15 protein-coding genes are annotated in these 19912 nt (G+C 48.0%); 12 read left to right on the forward strand and 3 right to left on the reverse strand.

The window, feature by feature from the left end:
- Positions 1-128: 128 nt before the first annotated feature.
- The 10 genes from FEN17_RS07745 (at position 129) to FEN17_RS07790 (ending at position 12479) form a co-directional block, all read left to right on the forward strand.
- Positions 129-1340 carry a hypothetical protein gene (locus tag FEN17_RS07745; RefSeq protein WP_138364695.1) on the forward strand — a complete coding sequence of 404 codons (1212 nt, stop codon included), beginning with the start codon at positions 129-131 and terminating at the stop codon, positions 1338-1340.
- Entirely contained in the window at positions 1337-2539 is a 1203-nt protein-coding gene (locus FEN17_RS07750) for an NHL repeat-containing protein (RefSeq protein ID WP_138364696.1), read from the forward strand. The genes FEN17_RS07745 and FEN17_RS07750 overlap by 4 nt, the downstream gene beginning before the upstream one ends.
- A gap of 28 nt (positions 2540-2567) precedes the next feature.
- Entirely contained in the window at positions 2568-4490 is a 1923-nt protein-coding gene (locus FEN17_RS07755; RefSeq protein WP_138364697.1) for a glycoside hydrolase domain-containing protein, read from the forward strand.
- 81 nt (positions 4491-4571) lie between these two features.
- On the forward strand, positions 4572-7790 hold the full coding sequence (locus tag FEN17_RS07760) for a DUF5107 domain-containing protein (protein ID WP_171037870.1): 3219 nt from the start codon (positions 4572-4574) through the stop codon (positions 7788-7790).
- Between the two features lie 3 nt (positions 7791-7793).
- On the forward strand, positions 7794-9821 hold the full coding sequence (locus FEN17_RS07765; protein WP_138364699.1) for an alpha/beta hydrolase: 2028 nt from the start codon (positions 7794-7796) through the stop codon (positions 9819-9821).
- Positions 9822-9826: 5 nt separating this feature from the next.
- Positions 9827-10105 (forward strand): ACT domain-containing protein, encoded by a 279-nt coding sequence (locus FEN17_RS07770; protein WP_138364700.1) that lies wholly within the window; start codon positions 9827-9829, stop codon positions 10103-10105.
- A 75-nt stretch (positions 10106-10180) separates the two neighbouring features.
- The gene (agaR, locus tag FEN17_RS07775; protein WP_138364701.1) at positions 10181-10939 is read left to right on the forward strand and encodes a transcriptional repressor AgaR; all 759 of its coding nucleotides are present in this window, start codon (positions 10181-10183) and stop codon (positions 10937-10939) included.
- 60 nt (positions 10940-10999) lie between these two features.
- Positions 11000-11224: a hypothetical protein gene (locus tag FEN17_RS07780; protein WP_138364702.1), complete on the forward strand. Its 225-nt coding sequence runs from the start codon at positions 11000-11002 to the stop codon at positions 11222-11224.
- The gene (locus FEN17_RS07785; protein ID WP_138364703.1) at positions 11221-11574 is read left to right on the forward strand and encodes a type II toxin-antitoxin system PemK/MazF family toxin; all 354 of its coding nucleotides are present in this window, start codon (positions 11221-11223) and stop codon (positions 11572-11574) included. Before FEN17_RS07780 ends, FEN17_RS07785 begins: the two co-directional genes overlap by 4 nt.
- Before the next feature lie 50 nt (positions 11575-11624).
- A complete protein-coding gene (locus tag FEN17_RS07790) occupies positions 11625-12479 on the forward strand; it encodes a HEPN domain-containing protein (protein WP_138364704.1) in 855 nt (284 codons plus the stop codon).
- Positions 12480-12513: 34 nt separating this feature from the next.
- Here the strand turns inward: FEN17_RS07790 and FEN17_RS07795 are convergent, their stop codons facing one another.
- From FEN17_RS07795 to FEN17_RS07805, 3 genes are read right to left on the reverse strand one after another with little or no spacing between them, the layout of a single operon-like run.
- On the reverse strand, positions 12514-12834 hold the full coding sequence (locus tag FEN17_RS07795) for an RpnC/YadD family protein (RefSeq protein ID WP_138364705.1): 321 nt from the start codon (positions 12832-12834) through the stop codon (positions 12514-12516).
- Entirely contained in the window at positions 12801-13391 is a 591-nt protein-coding gene (locus FEN17_RS07800; protein WP_138364706.1) for an Rpn family recombination-promoting nuclease/putative transposase, read from the reverse strand. The genes FEN17_RS07795 and FEN17_RS07800 overlap by 34 nt, the downstream gene beginning before the upstream one ends.
- 39 nt (positions 13392-13430) lie before the next feature.
- Entirely contained in the window at positions 13431-13814 is a 384-nt protein-coding gene (locus FEN17_RS07805) for a DoxX family protein (RefSeq protein ID WP_138365305.1), read from the reverse strand.
- A gap of 277 nt (positions 13815-14091) precedes the next feature.
- On the opposite strand from FEN17_RS07805, the gene FEN17_RS07810 reads away from it, so the two are divergent.
- On the forward strand, positions 14092-16416 hold the full coding sequence (locus FEN17_RS07810; RefSeq protein ID WP_229208727.1) for a beta-N-acetylhexosaminidase: 2325 nt from the start codon (positions 14092-14094) through the stop codon (positions 16414-16416).
- 245 nt (positions 16417-16661) lie between these two features.
- Positions 16662-19877 carry a SusC/RagA family TonB-linked outer membrane protein gene (locus FEN17_RS07815; RefSeq protein WP_138364708.1) on the forward strand — a complete coding sequence of 1072 codons (3216 nt, stop codon included), beginning with the start codon at positions 16662-16664 and terminating at the stop codon, positions 19875-19877.
- The last annotated feature ends 35 nt before the right edge of the window (positions 19878-19912 follow it).

Consider the following 19912-nt stretch of genomic DNA (forward strand, 5'->3'; position numbering starts at 1 on the left):
AAAAAGAAAGATTTCGAAAGTTATTATATGCTGATTATGCTATTTCTTTTATATTAGCATGATTAAAATATGGTTTTCCTAAACACTTAATCTTTTCGCCTAAACCTCTAACCCTAAACCCCTGCCCTTTGAAAAGTATATGCCGTGTGTGGCTACTCTTGCTGTGTGCCGTCAGCACTTTCGCCCAGAAACCTGCCATTTCCGAAAAACAAGTAGCCTTTATCGAATACCCAGACTTTCCCGAGGCGCATTCCACCTGGGGTTCGATCGGGTATAATGCGGCTGCCAATACGGTGCACATAGGGGTGACGAACCATGCCAATAACATTGGTCTTTATACTTTCAATCCGGTACAAAATGTGATGAAGCTCAATGGTTTCATCCGGGATATGGCGAACCTGCGCCCCTACCAGTGGCAGGGAAAAATACATTCTAAAATCGTGGCGGCTCCCGATGGTTCCATTTACTTTTCGACGGACGGCGGCGAGTCGCGGGAGGAATATCTGATGGAGCATCCGCAGGGTTATGCGGGCGGTTTTATCATGAAGTGGGATCCTAAGAATGGTTTGAAAAATCTGGGGATCGGCATGCAGTATGAGAGCATCAAGGATGTCGATATCGACCCGAAAACAGGAACATTATATGCGATTACTTACCCGCAGGCGCATTTTTTAGTTTATAATCCTGAAAAAAATAAAATGCGCGACCTTGGCCGACTGGCCAGCTCGCACGTGCCGCGAGTACTGTTTACAGATTGGTGGGGAAACTGCTATTATGTGGACTGGCGGCAGCGACTGGTGAAATATGAAAAGGACAGCGAAAGCCTGGTTTTCGCCCGGGAAAGTTTGCCCGCATTTCCCGGCACGCCTGGCTCCAAAATCATCACCGGCATTACCGCTTTTGCCAAAGACGAGGCCAAAGGTATCATTTACCTGATTACGTACGGCGCAAAAGTAATTGCATTTCATCCTCAGAAAGAAGGCATTGGCAAAGTAGAAGACCTGGGCGGTGTGTTTGATACCGGCAAAGAAGACGCTTGGGGACCGTATGTGCCGAACCTGAACATTGGCAAAAACGGAAAGCTTTATTACATCATTGGCGGCCACGACAATTATGTTTTGAAAGACAAAACGGTCCTGATGGAATTCGATCCGGCAACGAGGAAATCGGTCATTTTAAAAACCTATCCTTCGACGGAGATCACAGAGGCCACCGGCTATGACATCCGGGACAAAGACGGCAACCTCTACTTCGCGGCCCGCCGCAACCCTTCCGGCGTGGGCGATAACACCCGCCCTTTTATGATCCAGTTCAACCCTGAAAAAGAAATCCGGAAATGAAAATCTTTACCAAAATAGTATTGCCGGTCTTACTGCTCGCCTCTGCAAGCCCGCTGCTGGCGCAGTATACCTTTTTCACACCCAAAGAAGCATTTGCGATTGAGGTTTCACTGCCCAATAGCGCCGAAAAACGCCTGCCCATGTACCGCAATGCGATCACCTCCCTGCACGTGCAAGGCGACCGGGTGATTGGCGGAACGACGGCAGAAGAAGGTTTGTCTCCATATCTTTTTATCGCATCACTTTCCGACCGGAAACTGGTTACTACCAAGGACTTGCAGGACATTATCCCCGGACAAAAAAGCATTGCAACCGGGTTTTGCAAAGGTGCAGGAAATGTGCTGTATGCAGGTACCATGCCGCATACGACCAAAAATCCACAAGCCGGACATTTAATACAGGTAAGCCTTGGCAGCGGCGATGTGATAGAGGTTAAAGACCTGGGCGCGCCTGTCGCCGGGGAAGGTATTTTTACATTACTCAGCAACACGCAAGGCACTGAGCTATATGGCATTAGTTATCCCAGCGGACGATTTTTTACCTACAACATTGCCAGTAAAAAAACACAGGTTTACGACGACGTAGCACCCAAAGAAAAGGAGTTGAACAACCTGCATGAATATGCAGTCGGACCGGAAGTTTATTTGTGCAAATCGCTGATTCTGGATAATGCAGGGATTGTTTACGGCAGCACGGCTGGCAACCGGGTTTTCGCTTTTGATCCTAATAAAAAAACATTTGAGTTTCTTGAAAACCCGCTGCCTGCCGTTTGGGGACGGGAAGTGCTGGGCCAGGTAGAAGCCTGGGCGAAGGCGCCTGACGGAAGACTTTACGGTGGCAATGCGGGTGACGGTCAGTTATTTGTGCTGGATCCAACTACCAAAAAAATTAAAAATCTCGGCAAACCGACGATGATGCCACGCTTACAGGCGCTGGCTTTCGGGGGTGATGGTAAACTGTACGGCCTGGCGGGCGGCGCACCAGGGTATTCCCATTTGTTTTATTATGATGAAAAAGGCGCTGGTTTTGTTGATTTGGGCAATCCAGAATTTACAATGGTTGCGCCTGGCATTGAGCAAGGCATTATGTGGCGGGGCTTTCAGCTGAGTACGCTGGCTGCGTCGGCGGATGGCAAATACATGGTCATCGGCGAAAATGAGGCATTGAGCCAGCTAATGGTTTTTCCAGTCGAAAAATAAACATGCGAGATCTATTCCTAAACCTGCTATGACCCGATTTGCAAAACTGATCCTTTGTTTTTTAACATTAACCGCATTTACCAGTGCGAATATATCGTTTGCTGCCGATCCCTGGCTGCTGCGCGCATTGCCATCCTCCGTACGGCTCGACCCGGTGAATAATGAGATTATCGAACACCGGTTCAAAGGCGTGCCGGCCAATGCATTGGGCAAGGGAAATCTGCTGGATAAAAACTGGATTTACGACGGCAAGCAGGTGGCATTGCACGGCGCGCGCGGGGAATATGTCTCGTTTCAGCTGGTTTTAACCAATGCGTCGGATGCCGAGCTGACGGGCATTCAGCTGGAAATGACGCCTTTTAAAAATGGCAGTACAGAACTGAACATTCAACCCGAGCTTTTTCTGGAATGGTCGGTGAATGTGCTGAGTACCAGCACCGGCTACCCAAGGGCCACCCTCGGCAAAGGCTGGTATCCCGATGCGCTGATCCCATTTAAATTTCTCCAAACTGACTCCGCCAAAGTCCACGGCCGCTGGGTGTACCCTTTTAACCTGCCTGACTTTAATAACCGCATTACCAACCAAAAGTCACAGATTGTTTGGGTGGATCAGTTTATTCCGCTCGATGTGCAGAAGGCAAAACCTGGCACCTATCAGAGCATAATCACGGCCACAATTGGTAATGTTAAAAAGCAAATCCCGATTAGCCTGACAGTCTGGGATTTTGAGCTGCCAAATGAAAATGCTTTCAAAGCCAGTTTGCAGCATGAAGGGTTTTTGAGCCGGATGGATGAAAAGCAGGAACTGGCAGTCTATCAACTTTTTAAAAGAAACCGCATTTCGCTCATGGACCCGACTTATGATCCGGAAATCCAGGTCAAAAACGGGAAAGTGGACATTCAGTGGGATAAGTTTGATAAGCGACTAAAAAAATACCTCACCGGCGCTGCTTTCACCGAGGCGCAGGGCTACAAAGACGGCCCCGGCTACGGCGAGCCGCTGGAAACATTTGCATTGCCTTTTGATGTGTATGGAAAACATGGTACTGCCGGCTGGCCGGACATTGGCAAGCCCGAAGTAGAGCGCAAGGCGGCCAATCAGGCGATTTACACGAGCGCGATCAAGCAGGTGCGTCAGCATTTGCTGCCGATGGTGGACCCGAAAAAAACGCTGCTGACGGTTTATCTGAATGGTCTGGACGAATCCTATTTCCCGGAAGCCTGGTCGCGGATGGTGTTTTACGGGAATTTGTTTAAAAAAGAATATCCCGAGGCCAAGTTCCGCGTGGATGGCGGCTATAATAAAGATGCGATGGATGTCATCGGTAAATCCGTCACCGACTGGGCTTCGCATACCATCAACTACAACATTGATACTGTACAAACGTATCAGCAAATGGGCATCAAAGACTGGCTTTACGGTCCGATGCTCTATGAAGCAAAACTCAACAGCTGGGTCGGCAGCTCGACATTTATCGATTTGCCACTGGTCAACGACCGGGCGATCAGCTGGGCGTGCTGGAAATACAAAACCTTCTCCTGGATCAGCTGGGGCGTGGGCGCCGGCTGGGAACGCGGCTGGTATGACCCTGAATCCTGGAAAGATTTTTACAAAGAGGCCTCCGAAGCCGACGCCGAATTCACCTACCGCACATTCAACGGAAACGGCTCGGTGATTTACAAGCCCGGCATGGTGCCGAATGTCTCCGAACCCTGCCCGTCGATCCGGCTGAAAACTATGCGCGACGGGGTGCAGGAATACGAATACCTACGCCTGCTGGCAAAGATCGACGGCAATTCCAAACGTGCAGATGCGCTTGTAGATCAGCTCATTAAAGAACCTTTTGGTGAAAAATCCATCGGTAACCTGGATGTATGGAGCTACGATCAGGAGCAGTGGCACAAAGTCCGGATGGAGCTGGGTGCGCTCATTTCTGCCGGCAAAAAGTAAGATCAAGTCTATTCCTAAACCTTTCATACTTTCCGAGTGAGTGCCTTTTTTACCTTCTCTATGTTGCCGTCAAATGCCAGGATGACCCGTTTTGTCCTGGCTTTGATGGTGGTTTCGCCTGCTTTGCACGCGCAAAAAGCCAGCATTTCGGAAAAGGTGCAGGCCATGAAGACGTATCCTTTTTCGGATCCAAGTCCGCTGCCAGTGATGGGAATTGGAAAAAAGGTCGCGCCGTTTTATCCATATTATGTTTTTGATGGGTATACCAATAATAGCACGACGCAAAACTGGAAAATTGTTGAGCTGGAAAATCCATACATCAAAGTGCAGGTACTGCCGGAAGTGGGTGGAAAAGTGATGGGGGCGACTGAAAAATCGACGGGTGAGGAATTTGTGTACGCCAATCATGTCATGAAATTCCGCGCCATCGGCATCCGCGGACCGTGGACGAGCGGCGGCATTGAGCACAACTTTGGTCTGGATCTCGGCCACGCGCCCTGGGCAGCCGCGGCGGTGGATTATGTGCTGCAAAACAATCCGGATGGCAGCGTAACCTGCGTGGTCGGCGGCCTCGATCTGGGTTCCCGCACGCAGTGGCGCGTCAAAATTGTGCTCCCGAAAGACAAGGCTTATTTTGAAACGCAGAGCCTTTGGTACAACCCCCTGCCCTTGCATGACTCCTATCTTTCGTGGGAAAATGCGGCTTTCCGGGCTTCGGACGATATGCAATTCTTTTTCCCGGGCACGCATCATGTGGGGCACGATGGGAATGCGAGACCGTGGCCGGTGGATGAAAAGGGCGTGGATTTGTCTTTTTATAAAAACAACAATTCGGGCGGCGACAAGTCCTACCACGTGGTGGGGACGGCAACGAACTGGTTTGGTGGATATTGGCACGACCGGAAGTTTGGATTCGGCCACTGGTCGCCCTATTCGGATGCGCCGGGCAAGAAATTGTGGATCTGGTCGCGGGCGCGTGAAGGTGCGATTTGGGAGGATTTGCTGACGGATGCAGATGGACAATACATTGAGGCACAGTCGGGCGTGACATTCAACCAGGCGGCGGAGCGAAGCGGGTTTCACAGTCCGTATAATCAAAAATCGCTCGGACCATTTTATTCTGAAACTAAAACAGAATACTGGTTTCCGGTAAAAGGCGCGGGCGGAATGGTGGATGCTTCGCCTTATGGGACGTTGAATGTGGTGGCGGGCAAGGATAGTTTGAAAATCATCATTAACCCGATTTCCATCATTCAGGACACGCTGAAAGTGACGGTCAGCGGGAAGACGATCCTACAAAACCCGCTGCAATTGAAGCCGATGGAGGTTTTTGTAAAAACAATTCGGCTGTCGGATACTGATCAGAAATCGGTTCGCGTAAGCATTGGCAATGATCGGCTTGTATATGCGACCCGGCCTGAAAAGATTTTAGACAGACCTATCGTTTCTGCCGATAAACAAGACCCACATTCCGCAGAGCGGCTTTTTGAGCTGGGCGAAGATGAAAATGCCATGCGCAATTTTGAAGGCGCGCACCTACGTTTCCTCAAAGTTTTGGAAAAAGAGCCCACGCACAGTGGCGCATTGATCCGGCTGGCGGAGTATCATTATCGTAAAGGTGAATATGCGCAGGGACTTGATTTTGCCAAAAAAGTGTTGGCCGAAAATACCTACCAGGGCGGCGCAAACTATTTATACGGAGCACTTTACCGGAAGCTTGGCGACCTTACCAAAGCGGAAGAAGCATTGTCCGTAGCGACATGGACGATGGAATATCGCTCGGGCGCATACGCGCAGCTCGCGGGGATTGCATTGCAAAAGCAGGATTTTGAAAAAGCCGAGCACGATGCTCAGAAAGCGCTGGATTACAACCGAAATAACCTGGTGGCCTACCAGCTTCTGGGCACGGCGCTCCGGAAATTAAATAAAATCGAAAAGGCAGCGCAGGTCTGGAAAGATTTGCTGGAAGTCGATCCACTCAATCATTACGCACATTTTGAGCAATATCTGCTCGCGCCAACAAAGGAAAACCAAACCCTTTTTCAGCAGGCAATCCGCAATGAGCTGCCGCACGAAACGTACCTGGAATTGGCGATGGATTATGTGAACGAGGGCCAAAATCGGGAAGCGAAAAAAGCGCTTGAACTCGCGCCCGCCTACCCTACTATATCTTACTGGCTGGCCTATCTGACGCGTGACTCGGCTGCTGGTGAGAGCAAAAAGCATTTACAAGATGCCATTCAAATGTCCCCGGAGCGGGTTTTTCCTTTTAGACTGGAAAGTATTCCTGTTTTGATCTGGGCTGAAAAACAAAATGCGCACTGGAAAAACCGCTACTATCTTGGCCTGATTTACTGGCACATTGGCGATAAGGAGAATGCTAAAACGCAATTTGCAGCCTGCAAAAATGAGCCCGACTATGCACCGTTTTACATTGCAAGAGGCATTCTTTTCCAAGACGACGCGGTTTCAAAAGAAGAGGCGCAGCATGATTTTGAAAAAGCCAACCAGCTAAATCCCAAAGAATGGCGCAGCTGGCATTATCTGACTGAATTTTTCAATGCTAAAAATGCGCAGGATAAAGGTCTGGAAAATGCAAAAAAAGCCTACGAGCACTTCACCGATAATCCGGTGATTGGGATTGACTACGCCAAGACGCTTTGGGGTGCAGGTAAGTTTGACGCCAGCCTGCAAGTTTTGGCAAAAACGCAGATCCTGCCGCAGGAAGGCGCACGTGAGGGGCACAATATATATCTGCTCGCCAACCTGGCGCAAGCACTGGATTTAGCAGAAAAGAAAAAATTTAAAGATGCATTCAAATCTCTTGAAAGAGCCCGGCTCTGGCCTGAGAATCTGGGCACCGGCAAACCGCATGAACCGGACAACCGGCTGATGGATTACCTGGCGGCCTACTGCGAAACGCAGCTGGGCCATACCCAAAACGCGGCGCAATACGAGCAGGAAATCACGAACTATTCGTTGCATGGCAGCAAGGAAAGTAACCGCAATGCGCTCAGTAACTATCTCGGCGTGAAGGTGCTGCAAGATGCAGGCAAAAAAGATGAAGCTTTGAAATACCTGAATAACTGGAAAGCAGAGCAGGATTCGCTTGGAAAATGGGACATTACCCAGGGCTCGGATGCGCCGGAGGTGAAGTGGGTATTAGCTAAATCGCAAGATGATCAGGCGCAATCGGAGCGGCTTAAACCGGAATTGATCGGGGACGATAAGTATAATCTTACCGCTTTGTTTTTCAGGATACTGGACCTCGCGGATACACGCAAGACTTTGAGCAAATAATACATGATGACTTCTTCAAAACCTGCATTTCACTTTTTCAAATACAATGTCCGCCTGGCAACATTACTGACAACATTGTTAGCTTTTACCTTGGCGCACGTTCAGGCGCAGCAGTTACGGGGAAAAGGCATTATTGAAGATGGAAAACATTATAGCAAAGTATTTAAAGAAGATCGCAACTTTCGGCTGATTTTGCCTGCGGATTACCACCAGCATCCCGAGCGGCGGTATCCGGTGATTTACTATTTTCATGGGAATGCCGGGCGGTTTAATGGTCCCGCGGAGGGGGAAGTTTCCCGCTCGGGCGAGGCGCGATATTATGATGATTTTAATGGAAACTACGAGCGCACTGGTCCGGACTCGGTTGATAATTTTACGAGCTATGTGGCTGACAATGATGTAATCATCGCAAAGTGGGATGGATATGTGCCTGCACAATATCCCCGTCCGTACGACATTGCGCCGGTGAAAGAAGACCGGCAGTTTGTTGACTATTTCCCGGAATTTGTGGAGTACATAGATGCACATTACCGCACCAAAGCGTACCGGGAAGCGCGCGCAGTTTCCGGGTTGAGCATGGGCGGGTTTATGTCAATGCTTGTGGCTTCCAAATATCCGCATTTGCTTTCGAGCGCCTCGTTTTTCTGTCCGTCCGCTTCTTTTACGGTCGGGCCGAAAGCTTTGCAGATTTATACGCCCTTTAAAGAAATGGGGCGGAATTTTGTGGGTATGCCGATCCGAATGCACCTCGGCAGCAAGGATTTTTTGCGCCAGCACGACCAGGAAATTGACGACGCCTATAAAACTTTGGAGCTGAATTACGAGAGCTGGCATTACGGCATCGGCTATTTCCGCGGTTTTCACAATGCGGTGAATATCAAAAGTCAGTTTGATTTTCACATGCATTACTTCCGCATGCCGCTGGCAAAGCCGGATAAATGGCATCATATCGATGTATATCCTAACTTTTCGGTCTGGAATTATGAAGTAAAAACCGACCGGAAAATCCCAGGCTTTACCGTCCTGGACGATGTGCGGCGGGAAGGTTTTAATTTGCAAACAAAAAAATGGCTCCCCGACGGCCCGACCGTGCCGAACCTTTTTGTGCAGATTAAGACTGACAGTATTTACGCCCCAAATGCCAATTTTGAATTAATACAACTTAACGTTGACACTCGGAAAATCTCCCGCATCAATGTCCGTAGTGACAAAAATGGCCGCATTCAGTGGCAGGGAACCAGTGAACAAACTAACATCGGAATTTACAAAAACGGGGATCCCGGACACATTACCCTGGCAACCTATACACTCGACCGGCAGATGCCTGGTGTTGGGGAGATCGTTACATTAAATCCGCTTTTATTCAACAAAGGCGGGGCGGCGGTCGATTCGGTACGCATGGAGCTGATTGCGCAGGATGAAGATGTCGAGGTGATGGATCCCGCGATTGCGTTTGGAAAGATTTTGCAAGGTACTCTGTATGATAAGACTGCATTTAGAATTCACTCTCGGAATGCCAATCTGGACCGCGCGAAGCTGAAATTATTACTCACTTATCAAGGCAAAAAAGATCAGTTTTTGCTGGAAGTACCCTTTTATTCACCAGAAAAAACATTGACAAAATTTGAAATTGCAGATGGTCACAATGTCAATCTCGAAGTCGAAAACCAAACACGGGTCGGCGAAGGAAATGGGGACGGAACCGTCAATCCGGGCGAGTGGATCAGCATTTTTACAAAATCGGACCTGGATTCGCTGCATGATTTTGGGCTGCAACTTTTTACCGGAGATCCTTATGTCATGATGGAAAACCGACGCATGCTGTTTTTCGCCCGCGCCGACTGGTCAGGTGCGCAGCGGCTTACTTCGCAGGTGCAGATCAAAAAAGATTGCCCGGACGGGCGTGAAATCAAATTTTATGGCATTTATGAATACCCCAAAACCGGGAACACGCGTCGGGACAGTCATGGGGCGCATTCATTTATCCATGAAACAAAGCGGGTTTCTTTTACTGTGAAAGTCAAAAAATAGATCCGATGGAAAACCAGTTTGCCGGACCGAGCCGGATATCGATCTATGCCAGCGACGTAAACAACGTTTTGAGCCGGATTTTGCAGACTTTTGGCAAAAGCCGGTTTGATGTTCATTACATTCAGATTTTCAAAACGGAAGACGAAAACCTGAAACTGATCATCGTCGAGGCCACATTCCCGAAGGAGATGATGGCGCTGATCCTCAACCGGATCGAGAAAATCATTGAAGTGCACCGGGCTTTTGCGCATGCCGATGAAACGGAAAAGCGGCTGAACTCCTGAACTTGTTCCGGCTGGCTTTTGCACCAGCATTTGCCCGAATGTTGCTACATTTACAACTAAAATGAATTTAATTCCATGAAAAAGACTGCGCAGCGTCGTTCGCTAATCTTGCAAAAACTCGATGAACTGGGTGAAGTGAATGTGAATGATTTAAGTGAAATGCTGGAAGTGAGTGAAGTTACGATCCGCAATGATCTGGACAAGCTGGAAAATAGCAATCTGCTGGTGCGGGCTCATGGCGGGGCGTTCAAAACCAACAACATAGCCCTGACCGTTACCGAAAAAAGGAACATTAACCACGACATCAAGCGGCTGATTGGCAAGAAAGCTGTATCGCTGATCAATGAGGAAGACAGCATCATTCTGGACTCGGGCACGACGACTTTTGAGATTTCCAATAACCTCGAAAAATTTAAAAACCTGACTGTGATCAGTAATGCGCTGGACATTGTAAATAACCTCGCGCAGTACGAAAATTTGCAGGTGTATATGCCGGGCGGTTACCTGAAAGAATTCTCGATGTCGCTCGTCGGCCCGATGGCGGAGCGCAATTTTAAGCAACTATACTGCAACAAACTTTTCCTGGGAATCGACGGTATCAAGGCCAACACGGGCTTTTTCACCCACTACATGGAAGAGGCCTACCTCAACCAGATTATGATCGACATCGCCGAAGAAGTCATCATCGTCACCGACTCCTCCAAATTCAAAAAATCAGGGCTGGCATTTATTTGTGGCTTTGATAAGATTAATAAGGTGGTGACGGATGATAAGATTGAGGAGGCGGATTTGCGGATGCTGAAGCAGCATAATATTGAGGTGATTATTGCGTGACGGGAGGTATCGCCAGAACTCACAACTTCGAAATTTTGTACATTATCAAAAGCTCTTGCTATGACTTATAAAATTGTTTGTCCGGTCCAAAACAATCAGGTAATTGTAACACTTCCGCCTGATTTTCGCAATAAAAAACAGGTAACGATATATGTTGACGACGAGATTGATATTAGGTCCCAAAAGCTTGATATAATGAAAATAGCGGCCAAAGATCCGTTGTTCCTTGCCGATATCCGCGAAATTCATGCGGATTTCGATTCTATCGACAATGAGACGTTATGATAAGGAGATGGTCTGTTTACCGTGCAAACCTTGATCCAGTTATTGGTTCTGAGCAAGGAAAGTCCAGACCTGTGCTGGTGATCAGTGAAGATGCGATCAATGATCTGCTGAACATTGTGAATGTAATTCCAATCACAAGCAGGAAGCCAGGTAGAAGAATATACCCAAATGAAGTTTTAATTCCTGCAAACAATTTTGGCCTTAATAATGAGTCAATCATTTTGTGTCATCAGATTAGGACGTTAGATAAACAAAGGCTCTCAACATTATATGGGGTTGTTACAGATCCTGGCAAACGGAACGAAATTTTAGATGCTTTGTGCTTTCAGTTGGGAATAGAAAGAGGGTGACTATTGTATAGAATTAGTAGAACTCAAAGCTTAAAAGATTTCCACACCCTATGAAAACTTCCCTCTCCCACCTCCCCGAAGACAAGCAGGAAGAATTAAAAGTCCTCACCAAAATTATTCTTGACAAAATACCCGCCGAAATGATCATTCTTTTTGGCAGCCACGCTCGGGGCGATTGGGTGGAGGACTTCCAGGAGACTTATGAATACGTGAGTGACTTTGATATCCTAATCGTTACCAAAGACAGGAAAGCTGCAAGAGGACATAAGAAATGGCAGGAATTAGATAAGGCACTAGCGGCTAATCAGGACATTACCAAAACTAACATCATTCAACATAGCGTTTGGTTTGTGAATGACAAAATCGAGCGGAACTTCTATTTCTTCGTGGATATTTTCAAGGAAGGAATTATGCTTTTTGATTCCGGAAATTTCAGTTTATCCGAGCCGAAAGAATTGAATCCGCAGGAAAGACAAAAGAAAGCGATAAATTCTTTTGGCCATTGGTTTAAGAGAGGAAATGACTTTCAAAAATATGCCGATTTGGCAATGCAAAATGAAGACAACAATTTTTCGGTATTCAATCTTCATCAAACAACAGAAACATATTATGCAGCCATACTTCTTGTTTTCACCGACTACAAACCCCGAACTCACGATATTGAAGAATTAGGAAAGCAAGTTGATAATCTTCATTCAGATTTTAAAACTGTTTTCCCTAAAAATACGGCGGAAGAAGCTCGTCTATTTAAACTTCTCAAAAAAGCATATATCGACGCGCGATATGAAGTCAATTACAAGATTGAGAAAGAGGAATTGGAATATTTATCCGATCGTGTGAAGTTGCTGAGGGATTTGACGGAGCGGATTTGCAGGGAAAGGATTGAGGAGTTTACAAAAGAATAAGCGAAGAGTAGAAAGCAGCCCTGTCAGTACAAAATTACTCCGCAGCTAAATTCATTCGAATTTCCGCGACATAACTTACAGTTACGTCCATGATAGAAGCGATCTGCTCATCCGTGAGGGATGATAGCTTGATCATATTTTTTATAGCATCACGGGTTTTTTCCTGTTTGCCTTCTATGACGCCTTCTCGTTTGCCTTCCATAATGCCCTCTCTCCGGCCTTTCTCTATAAACATTTCCAGTGTGTTCATAATCGCATTTTTGTTTTGAGTAGGTAGCGGATCAATCAATTCCAGGATTTCTTTTTCACTAAGTTCACTGCTTACGAATGTATAAACAACGAGGCTGTTATGCAAGTTCTTGTCCACTTCATAGCCAGCAGGGACGCAGCCAGAAATTTATTGTGCAGTTCCTGGATTTCTTCATCAGAAATCTGGCCCAGGTTATGGAAAATATATTGGTAATCAGGTACAAACCCCTGCAATGCCGGTTCCAAGTTTTCAAATAGATCAGCCAGTGTTTTGTATTCCCACCGATCCTTGCCGTGGTAGAGCAATATGGGTATGATTAGCGACGGACTTTCCTTATTGCCGATCTGTTTCAAAAGTCCGGAAAAGATGTAGCTGCCGATTTGGATCGGTACGTATTTGTCGACGTAGCTTTTGTGTTCGACGAGCAGCGAAATTTTTACTTCACCTGTGCCGCCAGCTCTTTTGCAGGTGTACACAATATCAGATATCGATTTTTGCAGTTCCTTGGAAATGTACGTATCAGGAAGTTGCTGAAAGGTCGAAAAATCTAGCAGGTCCTGAATGTTTTGCGGAATGCAGGATTGGAAATAGTCGAGGGCGATCTGCCGGTTACCCATGATGGCCCTGATAAAGGTGTCATGTTTTTGTGTGTGCTTGTCCATGCGGCAAATATAGAAATTGACGCATGAACAAGACAAACCTTAGCGCGTACTAGCCAGCGCCCACCATATTAGAACCGGTTGAAAAAATAATCTCCCAAAACGTTTTTTATCGGTGTCAAGGCCAAATGCGTCGCGTTTATGGGTGTATTGGGCGATGTTGCCGGGGAAAACGGCGGTAAAAAATGCAGCAGCAAACTGGCCGACTTTCGCACGTTGCCTCTTGGGTGTAGCGATCAGTGCGGCGCCGAGTGCAATCTCTGCGAACCCGGAATAAACTACAGTATCATCCGTTTTGAGTGGTACGAAATCAGGGACTTGCGCTCGAAATTCTTTTCTGGCAAATGTTAAATGACTGATGCCTGCGTAAACCAGGCTAGCGCCCAGTAATATTCTTCCTGCGGTTTTTAGGTCTTGATTGTCCATGTTGTTGAGTCGTTTTTTTCGGAACGCCTCAATAACCGTACCTACATTTTGATATTCTAGCTTCTGTATGGCAACAGCTTCGCTATACATTGTATCAACGACTTAATCGTTCCCAAAATCATCCATTGAAAATTGCTGAAAAAGTTTCGTTTCCTTGTCTTTTTGTTTTTAATTGCACTGAATTGTGCGGGCTGAACTGGTTAAAATCAGGATTACCAGCTGCCTGCGATGCTACCCGAATGCTACTCCCAAAACCAACCCTTAAAATTTCCCAGCCTTGTACAACATTTCCATCTTCCGAAAACCATTTAAAATCAAAGCAAGCACAGCCCTTCTGCTGACATGTTGCTTTTTTTCAAAAACATTCCTTGCAATAGCCCAGGTCAAGACATCAAAACCAATTTCTACAAAAAACACCGATCCGGGATCGGCCCTGCTCCCACTTCCCCAGCAGATGGAATTGACCAGTAAAATGTTCACCATCAGCAAAAACTGGAAAGTCGCAGCCGATCCGGCGCTTGCCAAAGAACAAGCCAATTTGCAGGAAGGCTTGAAAGAAGCGGGTCTTACATTGAATAATGTGTCAGGCGCATCGGGCAATGCTCCGGCTATACATTTGATAGTAAAGCCAGGATCGGTCAACATAGGAGCGAGCGTTGATACCAACCGCGTGGCGCTGGCTCGGCAAGCTTACAAACTAAGTTTGAAGTCGGGAAATGTGACCATTACGGCCAATGCAGCGCAGGGTTTGTATTATGGTGTGCAAACTTTCTTGCAGCTGCTGCGGGCACAGGCGCCTAAAATGCAGCTTCCCGAAGGTGAGATTACGGACTGGCCTAATGTGGAAATCCGGATGATATACTGGGATGATGCGCATCATTTGGAGAAAATGAGTGCGTTGAAACGGATTATCAAACAGGCTTCCACGTACAAAATCAATGCATTTTCGATCAAGCTCGAAGGACATTTTCAATACAAATCGGCGCCAGCGATCGTGGAACCCTATGCCTTGACGCCAGCTGAATATCAGGAGCTGGGCAGTTTCGCCAATGCACATTATGTGGATCTGGTGCCTTTTCTGGATGCGCCGGCACACGTTTCGTTCATTCTGAAACATCCCGAATACCGCAAATTAAGACTGATTGACGACATCAACTACCAGTTTTCGGTGACCAATCCGGAGACGTTTAAACTGCTTGACGCGATGTTCAGCGAGCTTATCAATGCGAGCAAGGGCAGCAAATTCATCATTATGTCCAATGATGAAGCCTACTATACTGGAAAAGCGCCGTCAGAAAAAGCGATCGCGGATAGCCTGGGCGGGAACGGTCGGTTACTGGCCTGGTTTATCAAAAAAATGGCCGATCGGCTGCATGAGCAAGGCCGCACAGTTTTGTTCTGGGGCGAATTTCCTTTACGGAAGGAGGATATTACGGCTCTGCCGACGCATTTGGTGGACGGGGTTTACAACAAGGAAATCGCGGCTGACTATAAGAAACATGGCATCCGGCAGTTCGTCTATACCGCCACGCAAGGCGGCGAGCCGATATTTCCAAACTATTATCCGCTGCACACGAAAACCGACATCATGGCCGATGGAAGCGATCGCTCATCCGGGCGGGTGGCGGATATGATGAAGGAAATCAATACCGCTTTTACCGACAATCTTTCGTCTTTTATGGGTGTGGTCATTGCGGGCTGGGCCGATGCGGGGCTGCACCCGGAGACATTCTGGCTGGGATATACAACCGCTACGGCAGCTGGCTGGAACAGTAAAAACATGACGCCCGCAGATGCTTCGGCGCGGTTTATGCATACATTTTACGGTCCTGCGCAGAAGGACATGGACAGCATTTACCACGTTTTGAGCCAGCAGGCCGAGTTTCATACCGAAAGCTGGGACTGGATTCCATCCGCCTGGCGACCAATGATCAAAGGAAATTCGGACAGTCTTTTCCTGCAACCTGAAAGAGACCAAACCTTGCCCCTGCTGCCTGTGCCAGAACCGGGTTCTCTGGCGATCGCCAACAAAGCTTACCCGGTCAATGCGGAGCGTCTTGCCACCGCAAAAGCGATGCTCCCGCGCAATAAATACGCTTTTGATTTGCTCCGCGAAAACAAATCGCGCGCTAAATCACAGCTTTATAACCTGGAAGTACTGGAATCGGTGGCGGCGATTTGCGGGCAGAATTTGCGAATGCTGGTTACATTGAACCAGGTGACGGACTTGCTGCAAAAAGCTTCGTCCACTGCTGCAACGAACTCAGCACAAGCAGTTAAGCAGCTGGATACGGCCATTGATATGATCAGCAAACTGAAACACCAGCGCGACAGCACCTTCGCATTTGTCGAAAAAATCTGGTACAAGGAATGGCAGCCGGTTGTGGAAGAAGCCAACGGACGCAAGTTTTTGTTTGAAGTGGACGACATTAAAGATCACCAGCCGGTACGTACCGTAAATCTTAGCTACCTCATTTACCGCGAGTTGCATTACCCGCTCGACGATTGGTGGAACAAAGTTCAGGAAGTCAGAAATGAGTTTGCGCAGCAACACAAGTTGCCGGTCGTGAACAAGACATTGGACTGGCAGAAATATAGATAGCAGCGTTCCCTACCCAACTTACTTTTACAAACTATGATTAAATGCTTCCAGGCTAATCCTTGGAAGCATTTTCTTTTTACGCTCATTCACATCCACATTATTCTTCAAAACCTCCGTTATCTTTCTTTTTAAATTGATAATATTATTTTTTTCTTATGAAAAGATTTTACATTTAATAAAAACATTATATTTGTTTCGATACCTTTCGATTCTACCATTTCTAGACCACTAACCTTCCATACCTTATGGAGAAAAAAATGTTTACTAAAAGTTACGACGGTTTCCGCCGCGCCTGCGGAGTGCCTCTGCGGATCGTCTTTGCAGTCTTATTTGCATTTTTATGTTGCACCACCGCGCACGCCCAGACTTCCGGTCGCGGTAACCAGGTCACTGTCAGCGGCCAGGTAACAGAAAAAGCGACCGGTCAGCCACTCGTCGGCGTATCTATCCGGGTAAAAGGCGGCTCGGATGGGGTGGTATCGGATGCAAGCGGCGCCTATAAAATCCAGGTGCCTGCCAACAGCACATTGCTATTTACGTATATAGGTTACAGTGACCTGGAAGAGCCTATAGGAAACCGATCTACCATTTCGCCCCAACTTGAAACGAGCGACCGCGCATTGAACGAGGTCGTGGTTGTCGGTTACGGTAGCCAGCAAAAACGCGAACTGACCGGCTCGATTGCCTCGGTTAGCTCCCGGCAGTTGCAGGACCGGGCCGTGGTTTCATTCGGTGAAGCCCTCGCTGGTCAGATGGCCGGTGTGCAGGTGCAGCAAACTTCGGCAGCGCCGGGTGGTGGTATTTCACTGAAAATCAGGGGAACTGGTTCTATCACAGCGGGTAACCAGCCTTTGTATGTGGTAGATGGCGTGCCGCTGGACAATTCGGTGAGCAGTGCAGGGGCACAGGGCGGGGATATTGGGGATCAGTCTCCGGTGAACCCGCTGGCAAGCATTAACCCCGGTGATATTCAGTCCATTGACGTTTTGAAAGATGCTTCTGCAACTTCTATTTACGGTTCGCGCGGCTCAAATGGGGTGGTTCTCATTACGACCAAGCAGGGAGCAGCCGGCAAATCGCAGATCAGCATTAATGCCAGCTACGGTTTTCAGGAAATCGGCAAGAAGGTGGGCATTATGACCAACCAGCAATATGCACAGCGGCAGATCGACCAGCGCAACACCGACTGGGTGCGCGCTGGCGGACAAGCGACAGATCCTAACTCTGTCAGAAGCGGCCCGCAGTTTAAAATCCCTGACGAGTTTAAGAATGCAGCTTCCCTCCCATTTACAGATTGGCAGGACCTGCTTTATCGTCGTGCACCGATGCAGAATTACCAGCTCTCAGCTTCGGGCGGCACTGAAAATGCACGGTATTATTTATCCGGAAATTACCAGAACCAGGAAGGGATCGTGATCAACTCCGGCTTCAAGAAATATGCATTTCGTTTGAATGTGGATGCAAAAGCGTCTGAAAAGGTCCGGGTCGGCTTCCGGCTTGCGCCTTCTTACACCAACAACCGCATCGCGACTACCGGCGGGATCCAGGATTATGGCGCGGTAGCTACTACCGTGATGTCGGTGCCGGGCTTATATCCTTCGAGAAATGCGGACGGTACTTATGCTACCTCCTACACACTGCATTACGACGACGGTACCGCGCAGAACATTACCTACAACAATGCGCTGGCTTTTGGCGAGGGCATCAAGAATACGATGAACCAGTTCAGCACGGTCGGCAGCATGTTTACGACGGTGGATATTGTGAAAAACCTGCAATTCAAAACCAGTATCAATGCAGACTTTAACACATTCAGCAACAATAAGTTCTCGCCTTCTTTTATCAGTGTAAATCCATCCTTCGGCCGCTCTTATGCAGCGACCAACATCAGCTGGATCAATGAAAACACATTGACCTACGATAATTCTTTCGCCGAGCGCCACCATGTGAATGTGCTTGTGGGTTTGACCGAACAAAAATCCTCCTTCAACTCGACGGCGGTCAATGCAAATTCATTCCCGAATGACCTTGTGCCTACATTGAATGCAGGTATCGTGACCGGTGGCAGCTCGGTCCGCTCGCAGTGGACCTTGCTCTCGCTGCTCAGTCGAGCAACTTATAATTTTGATGAAAAATACTTTTTGACCGCTACATTCCGCCGCGATGGCTCGTCCCGCTTCGGGTCGGACAACAAGTGGGGTAACTTCCCTTCGGCTTCGGTAGGCTGGCGGATCGGCCAGGAAAAATTCATGGCGGATGTAGCTGCCGTAAGTGAGTTAAAACTGCGCGCAAGCTACGGTCTGATCGGAAATAACCAGATCCCTGACTATGCATCTGTGGGATTGATTTATGGCAGCAACTACATTCTGGGCGCGGGCGATGGCTCAATTGCCAGCGGTTTGGCGCAGGGTTCCCTGGGTAATGCCAATCTGGGCTGGGAAAAAGCGAAGGAAGTTGATTTGGGATTGGATTTAGGTCTTTTTCAAAACCGCATTAATTTGAATGTCGATTACTACAACAAGCTGACTTCCGATTTGCTCCTGAATGTGCCGGTGCCGCTTTCGACGGGCTATGAAACTGCACTGCGTAACCTGGGCAGCTTGCGTAACAAAGGACTGGAAATCGCCCTCGAAACCAGAAACGTCAAGACGGCAAAATTCACCTGGACCACGAATGCCAACATTTCCTTCAACAGAAACAAAGTAGAATCACTCGGCGCAGGCGGTACACCGATTATTGTGGCCAACCGTGCCCAGGAGAACTCTCTGACACACATTACGCAGATCGGCAGCCCGCTGGGAAGCTACTATGGCTACATTTATGACGGTGTTTACAACACCACCGACGAAGTAAATGCCTCCGCGCATTTACCTAATACCTACGCCGGCGACGCCAAATTCAGGGATCTGAATGGGGACGGGCAGATCAATGATTCTGATAAAACCATCATCGGAAATAACCTTCCTAAGTTTACTTACGGGATGACCAACAGCTTCAATCTGGGCAACTTTGACTTCGGATTTTCGCTGCAAGGTGTTCAGGATGTGGAGGTAATGAATTTGACAAAACGCAGCGCATACCGCAACAACGGAACCATTTCGGTGAACTACTGGCGGTCGCCGGAAGAGCCGGGTGATGGTAAAACATTTGGCGCTGGCAGCTCGGCCAACAACCGCACGATCTCATCATACCTCGTGGACGATGCCTCTTTCCTGCGCATTCGCAATGTGACAATCGGCTACCGGCTTGGCAAAGTGCTCAACGGATCGATCCTGAAAAATGCGCGGGTTTATATGAACATTCAAAACCTGCACACATTCACCAAGTACAGCGGCTACAACCCGGAAGTGAACACAACCGAAGGCGATCCGTGGATTTCTTCCGCGCTCACGCCGGGCATCGATTACGGTACTTACCCGATGGCGAGAACGATTGTATTTGGACTTAACCTTGGTTTCTGATCCCACTAAACCCAGATCAACCTTTAACATTGACT

The organism is Dyadobacter luticola (genome assembly GCF_005860805.1).
GTDB classification, from domain to species: domain Bacteria; phylum Bacteroidota; class Bacteroidia; order Cytophagales; family Spirosomataceae; genus Dyadobacter; species Dyadobacter luticola.